At 31.5% G+C, this 6,743-nt stretch carries 6 protein-coding genes; all 6 read right to left on the bottom strand.

The window, feature by feature from the left end:
- A partial coding sequence (locus PUH65_RS10495) for a type I restriction enzyme HsdR N-terminal domain-containing protein (protein WP_305519953.1) occupies nucleotides 1-449 on the bottom strand: 449 nt, incomplete at its 3' end.
- Between the two features lie 57 nt (nucleotides 450-506).
- Complete coding sequence (locus tag PUH65_RS10490) at nucleotides 507-1,700, bottom strand: hypothetical protein (protein WP_305519952.1); 1,194 nt, start codon at nucleotides 1,698-1,700, stop codon at nucleotides 507-509.
- Nucleotides 1,693-2,751 carry a nucleoid-associated protein gene (locus tag PUH65_RS10485; protein ID WP_305519951.1) on the bottom strand — a complete coding sequence of 353 codons (1,059 nt, stop codon included), beginning with the start codon at nucleotides 2,749-2,751 and terminating at the stop codon, nucleotides 1,693-1,695. Before PUH65_RS10485 ends, PUH65_RS10490 begins: the two co-directional genes overlap by 8 nt.
- 128 nt (nucleotides 2,752-2,879) lie before the next feature.
- Complete coding sequence (locus PUH65_RS10480; RefSeq protein ID WP_305519950.1) at nucleotides 2,880-4,061, bottom strand: restriction endonuclease subunit S; 1,182 nt, start codon at nucleotides 4,059-4,061, stop codon at nucleotides 2,880-2,882.
- Nucleotide 4,062: 1 nt separating this feature from the next.
- On the bottom strand, nucleotides 4,063-4,944 hold the full coding sequence (locus tag PUH65_RS10475; RefSeq protein ID WP_305519949.1) for an ORF6N domain-containing protein: 882 nt from the start codon (nucleotides 4,942-4,944) through the stop codon (nucleotides 4,063-4,065).
- On the bottom strand, nucleotides 4,941-6,407 hold the full coding sequence (locus PUH65_RS10470; RefSeq protein WP_305519948.1) for an N-6 DNA methylase: 1,467 nt from the start codon (nucleotides 6,405-6,407) through the stop codon (nucleotides 4,941-4,943). Before PUH65_RS10470 ends, PUH65_RS10475 begins: the two co-directional genes overlap by 4 nt.
- Nucleotides 6,408-6,743 lie beyond the last annotated feature (336 nt).

Genomic DNA, 6,743 nt, shown 5'->3' with positions numbered 1-6,743 from the left:
TCAAAAGGGATATCATAAAACTTCTGCTGCCAATTAAATTCTGCAGGATGTTGTTTTTCTTCCTTTGCATAGAGCATTTCCCACAATTCTTCCGGCGTAGGAACTTCATTAATATCCTTCTCGTCTCCCTGCATATCAACGAGGTAATATTTAAGACCATTGGTACAAATAGCGAAACGAAGATTTAAACGTTCTGCATAATCTTTTGCCTGACCAAGCCCTTCGGTGTAATAACAGGTATCTGCTTTGGCTTCAATGACCGCAACATGTCTGTTTTTGTATTGCAGAATATAATCGGCTTTACTGGGTGCAGTTCTTTTGTTATTACCAATCAAACGGCCCTTCGTAATGGGATATTCCCGACGAACGCGGCTGTCTGGTACCTCTTGCCATCCACGCACTTTTAAGTGTGGATCTATGAGTTCGGCTCTTGTTTCGGATTCGTTCATTGTTTATTTAATAATCTTTTTAATTCATGCTATGCAATAATTAAGATTTTTTGATCTTCACTTTTGCGCTTGAAAATAAATAATTAGTGAAATAATAAAATATAATATAATCATTCCACTAGATATTATTTTTAAAGTATTTAAAAATAATATAACAGATATCGTTAATAGTGGAATAAACCACAATAAAATTTCTATTATTTGTAATCTTTTAATCTGTTTATTTTTTTCTTCATTTACTTTACTAAAAGATTGTTCCATCTCCGTTAATTCAGTTTCTTTAAATGTTGACTTATAATGTTTAATATTCGCTTGAACGAAATTTATTGCAGATTTTTGGTTATTAATAAACAATTGAATGAAAATACAAAAAATTACTAAACCAATTATTGCTAAATAATTTTTAGGCGAATTAATATCTTCATAATTTAATGTCGTTAAAACTAGAACTAATGCTGTTGGTATTGCGATTAATTTTGTTTGAGAGTCATTTATTACAGCTTGTATTTTTTGATTAAATTCCAATGCTTTCGAGTCCAACTCTAGCTTAAATTTAGAGTAAGTATATTGTCGTAAATAATAATTGTACGAGGTTTGTGCCTTGTCATAAAATCTTTCGAAATTTTTTAATAAAAATGAAAAACGTATTTGATCATCATCTATGCTATTTAAATATGAAACTAAATGATTTAAATAAGCATCTTTTTTATCTTCAAAACTTTTACTTGAAAGCAAGCCAGTAAATAAATGAAGTTTTTCAATTGAGGAAGTTTTTAGATAAGTTAAATCTTCATTGCTGTATTTTAATGGTAGATACAATGAAGATTCATTTCGTAAAATTATTGCATTTTGGATATTTAACTCTTCATAAGAATGTTTGGAATTAGTGATGATATTTTCAACTAATTTGATTACACTTTTATACTGATTTACGAATGGCAAATTATCTTTTAAGTATTTTTTTTGTTGAAATATGTATATGGGATAAGAAGGAAATTTATACCGATGTTTAAGAATAAAAGATTCTTCAGTTAAAAAGAAACCTAGTGAAAATATTCTTGACAAAATAAATTCAATCTTTATTAAATTACCAACAACAATTGAATCGACAGAAGAGTTATCGATATATTCATTTGTGAATAATAATGATATTATTGAAGTATCTTCTACAATGTAATCGCATATTAAATAATCACCATCTACAACTACTGCAGATGACTTTTCTATGATATTTACAATAGAATTAAGCATTTTTTGTAAGCGCTAATATTTTATCCCGTAATAGTGGAGAAATATTTTTTATTGTTAAATTTTTTTCATTCGGACTAAGTATAATTAGTTCGTCTAAAACAAGTTTTGTATCAAATTCTATTTTAAGTTGCTTATCTGCGAAAATTATGGTTTTTAAATTCCTCATTTTAGTTCGATCCCCACTAATTATAGCACTTACTTTATAATCATCGCTCATGCAAAAATCTTCAAAATCTTGCGGATTTTCTTCATTCATAAAAGGAGATATACTTGAAAGTAAAATTTCTCTTTTTGCGTTCATACATTCTTCGCAATGAGTAAATACTCTATTTCTCTTATTAATTTTAGTATCTCGATCCCATCCTTTTCTATCAGCATAATCATCGATTGCTCTAACCAATCTACTTGTTGATTCAGAACTTGTATTTTTATTATTTACATCAATAAAAGACATAAAATAAAAACTAACTTCTTTCAAACCTTTTACGAACGACAAATAGGTTGTACGATCAGTTGGTTCAGCGTCTTCTATTTTGGCCCAATCAGTTAGATTTATGATACAGGCAACATCTACTTTGCTTAAATCTAAATTTTTAACATTCTCGAGAGTTAAATCTTCTTCATTAATCAAATATCCGTCTTTATTATTAATCATTAAAACCAGCAGTAAGTCACAATTGGTTGTAGTGTTAGTATATTCACATAAAATCATGAATCCACCAGTCGAAGCGGGTGTTCTTTTTAAGACAGTTTCGTAATAATTAGTAACCTCCACTGAAAACTCAAAAAATTCTATTTCTCCACTAAGATACGATTTTAATAAAGTTTTAAAATGCGGGTACTCATTTGCAAAAATCCCATAAATTGGATTTGATTTTTTATGATACGAGTGATCTAGATTACCCAAAAAAACCTTTTCTTTATCACCAATATGCAGAAGATTTTCTGATAGCTTAGCCTTTACTAGTCTATCGCCACTTTCTTTTAGAAGTTGATGTATTACAATGTTTTTTACATCAAGGTTCTCACCCCATCTTTTAATTTTCGCCATAGTATTTTGTGTTTTATTTGTGTGTAATTATATCTTCAAGTTTGAACTTAATTCTATCTTCAATTCATAATTTGTCATCTTGTGAATTCTGTCCAAGTTTAAAAGTCTGACAACATTAAAATATCAGCTTAGGCTAACTCCCCTTTAAAAGCTTTCTCCAAAATACTTTTCTTCAGTTCTTCCAGATTGGCTAGTTTTTGCTTGTATTTTTCTTGAAGAATATCGGTTTGCTCTTGTAATTTTTCAATACGGGGAATCAGTTTTTTTTGTTGTTCAATTTTTGGAAAGTTAATTTTGATTTTTTTTAAATCATTATTGTAAAGTCTTGATATTGTCGCACCTTTTGATGGATTCCAGTCACATATTTTATAAAATTGAAATAGAAATTCATTTAAAACTAATTTTTCATCATGAGTAATCCAAACAATATTTGAGTCTTGAAAAAAAGAAGGCGCACCGTCAAATACAACACATCTTCCTATCGTTCCTGAAGCAGAAAGTAAAATTTCTCCTTTTTTAGGATAAGAATATTTTCTACTATACTCATGAAAAATTTCTTTACTGATGAATGCATTAGGTTTTTTTCCGAAAGTTCCAATTTTATAAAAAGGAATATCTCCTTCATCTTTAGTCTGATCCTTCATTATTCTTTTGCACATTGACACTTTTCCTAATTCACCTAAAGATCTAATTTCCCAACCTTCCCCTTTCTGCGAAAAAATCTCATTCAGTTTACTTTGAAAAAGTTCTTTAGCGTTTTGTATATTTTTTTTAATATTGGCTTTGGCTTTTTCTATGGCTTCAAAAGCGAAATCTAATTTTTCTACAATGGCTTGTTGCTGGGTAAGTGGAGGAACAGGTATTTTAGTTTTTTTTGCTTTTTCAATAGTAAATGTCCCTACTACTGCGCCAATGTGACTATTAACTTGCTTAATAACAGATTCAGATTTGAAAAGATATTCTACATATCTACTGTTTATTTCTTGCTTTTTTTTTAACCAAATAATATTACCATCTTTAAAATAAAATTTATCATTTTCTTTAATACAATAGCAGATACCAAGTGTGCCGACAGCAGTAACTAATATATCCCCTTCTTGTGGAACACCATATTTTAATTTGTAATCATTATACATTTCGTTCGAAATATATAATTCATTTTCCACAGAACCATATTTAGAAATCTTTACTATTTCTCGTGTTCTGTAAAAAGGTACTCCGTCGGTAGTCCATTCTGATTTGTAAACTCTCTTACTTGATGTTATATCAAAAAAATCTTCAAATTTTTTAATTTCAATACTCTTAGTCATATTAAATTAATTCATTTAAAGTTGATAAAATTTCTACACTTCCTACCTCCATTTTTGAAAATGCAAACCACTTGTTTCCCAAATCTTTTAAAGATGCACCAAGATGATAGATTTCTTTGCCATCGATAATGATAAAACGATCGTGTGAAGAATCAAATTTCTTCAATCTTATCGACGGATATTGCAGATTTGCTTTTTTTACTTCTAATTCTAATTGTTTGCTGATATTTTTGGTAAGTAAATTCACTTTTACACCTTCTGTTTTAGCCGTAAGCATTGTAATAACGGTTTCATCAATGTAATTGTCTATAATCGTTAGATTGGTTTTTGCTTTGCCAATCAATTGTTTCATGAAAACAAAGGCATCATAAGTTTGCCCTTCAAAGAAAATACCTTGTTTGGGAATTTCTGTATTTCCTTCCAACGCTTTAAAGATCTTATCAAAGTTACCACCAGTTTGCAATTTGAATTGTTCAAAATCCTGTGATAACTGCAATAGGGAAATATTGCTATTGATATTGTTTCGCATCTGCACAAAAGCCTGCATTATTTCTACACTTACTTTTACTGCTGTATCACTTTTTAATACGGCGGAAAGCATCGCAACACCTTGCTCAGTAAATACAAATGGCATTGTTCTTCTACCTCCGTGATTTTGTGAAGATCCACTTGTGGTCACAATTTGTGACCACAAGTTTTCATATTGTAATTCTGATAATACAAATCTAAACTGCTTTGGGAATCTGTCTAAATTCCTCTTAACTGCCTGGTTCAAAACTTTCGTTGCAACACCATACATTTTTGCAAGATCACTATCCAGCATTACTTTTTCACCTTCAATATCAAAGATCCTGTTCTCTACTTTTAAAACTTCATTCTTCATCCTACCAATTCATTTAAAGTTGATAAAATCTCATTGGTTTCCTCATCCAAAGACTGCATTTCTTCTAATATTAAGACCGGCTCGCGCAAAGGTTCTTCTTCGGGTTTATTAGGATTTTTAACAGAAAGATCAAAAGTGTTTTGATCAATATCAGCAATATTGAGCATCCAGGATTGTTCGGTTTCAGGTTTCGTTTTTTCTAAAGTGACAAAGTCTTTTAAATCATTATCGTTCAAAGGATTTGTTTTACCCATACTTCTGCCTGCGATCATTTGGTAAAACCATGTTTTGGTAGTGGGTTCTCCTTTGGTAAAAAACAAGACCACCGTTTTTACACCAGCACCCAGAAATGTTCCTTGTGGCATATCTAAGACCGTATGTAGATTACAGGTTTCCAAAAGGTGTTTTCTCAATGCCACAGAAGCATTATCGGTATTGCTAAGAAAGGTGTTTTTAATAACTACAGATGCTCTTCCGCCTGCTTTCAAAGATTTAATAAAATGCTGCATAAAGAGAAAAGCGGTTTCCCCGGTTTTAATATCAAAGTTTTGCTGTACTTCAACTCTTTCCTTACCACCAAAAGGCGGATTGGCTAAAATGATATGGTAACGGTCTTTTTCCTGAATATCTCGAATGCTGTCGCCCAAAGTATTAGTGTGCGTTATGTTTGGTGCTTCAATGCCGTGCAGAATCATATTCATGGTACCGATGATATAGGCGAGGTTTTTTTTCTCTTTTCCGTAAAAAGTTTCGTCCTGAAGTGTCGCCAAATTCAGCGAGGTCTTATCCATCTTTTGATAGAGGTAATCGTACGCTTCGCAAAGGAAACCTGCACTTCCACAAGCGGGATCATAAATTTTTTCTCCAATTTTCGGATCAATCACCGAAATCATGGCACGAATCAGCGGACGTGGGGTATAATATTGCCCGCCATTTCTGCCGGCATTCCCCATGTTTTTGATTTTGGTTTCGTAAAGGTGACTGAGTTCATGTTTGTCTTTGGAAGTACCGAAAGGCAGTTGGTCTACCATATCGATAATCTCCCTAAGATTATACCCAGACTTTACTTTATTATTAAGTTCCGAGAAAATCTCACCGATTTTGTATTCAATCGTTTTAGGATTATCGATGTGTAAATTCTTAAATTCTGCGAGGTAAGGAAAAAGTTCGGTTTGAACAAACTGTACTAAATCGGGACCTGATAATTCCAGATGATGACTTGCCACTCCGTTTTGCGATTTGGGTTTTGCCCAACTACTCCAGCGGAATTTTTCTTCGAGTATGTATTGATATTCTTTTCCTTCCAAGATTGCCTGATCTTCTTTGTCCTGTTCTAAAGATTCGAGATAGCGCAAAAATAAAATCCAGGAAGACTGCTCGATATAGTCGATTTCGCTGTCTGCACCTGAATCTTTGTACAATAAGTCGTCAATATTTTTAAAGGTCTGTGTAAAGTTGCTCATGTAAAATGTGAAAGAATTTATTTTTTTGATGGGACTTCCAAAAATACGAAAAGCAAACCGAAGAAAAAAGAGGAAATAAATCATGGAGTAAGTAAGTAACTGAATTTGGCCAAAAAGAATAATTTGTTTTTTAATTTCAAAAAAAACTATTTTAAACGATGATTTGAACGCAAAGTAATAAAGGGTACTTCGCCCTTTGCTTTGAAATGTTCTATTTCAGCCTATTTTATTTGAGTTAAAAAAAATAAAAATTGTTTACTGAAAAATCACTTACTCCACTTACTCCCATAAAACAACGTTTATCAAAGAAAATGAGTGTGCTTCGACATGCTCAGC

Origin of the sequence: Kaistella sp. SH40-3 (assembly GCF_030686865.1) — a bacterium.
Lineage (GTDB): Bacteria > Bacteroidota > Bacteroidia > Flavobacteriales > Weeksellaceae > Kaistella.
Note: the sequence above shows the minus strand (reverse complement) of the source record. Positions and strands in the feature narration are given on the sequence as shown.

Bases quoted from the DNA above. Each gene is read 5' to 3' on its own strand.
- PUH65_RS10490 (WP_305519952.1), bottom strand. From the start codon at position 1,700: ATGCTTAATTCTATTGTAAATATCATAGAAAAGTCATCTGCAGTAGTT.
- PUH65_RS10485 (WP_305519951.1), bottom strand. From the start codon at position 2,751: ATGGCGAAAATTAAAAGATGGGGTGAGAACCTTGATGTAAAAAACATT.
- PUH65_RS10480 (WP_305519950.1), bottom strand. From the start codon at position 4,061: ATGACTAAGAGTATTGAAATTAAAAAATTTGAAGATTTTTTTGATATA.
- PUH65_RS10475 (WP_305519949.1), bottom strand. From the start codon at position 4,944: ATGAAGAATGAAGTTTTAAAAGTAGAGAACAGGATCTTTGATATTGAA.
- PUH65_RS10470 (WP_305519948.1), bottom strand. From the start codon at position 6,407: ATGAGCAACTTTACACAGACCTTTAAAAATATTGACGACTTATTGTAC.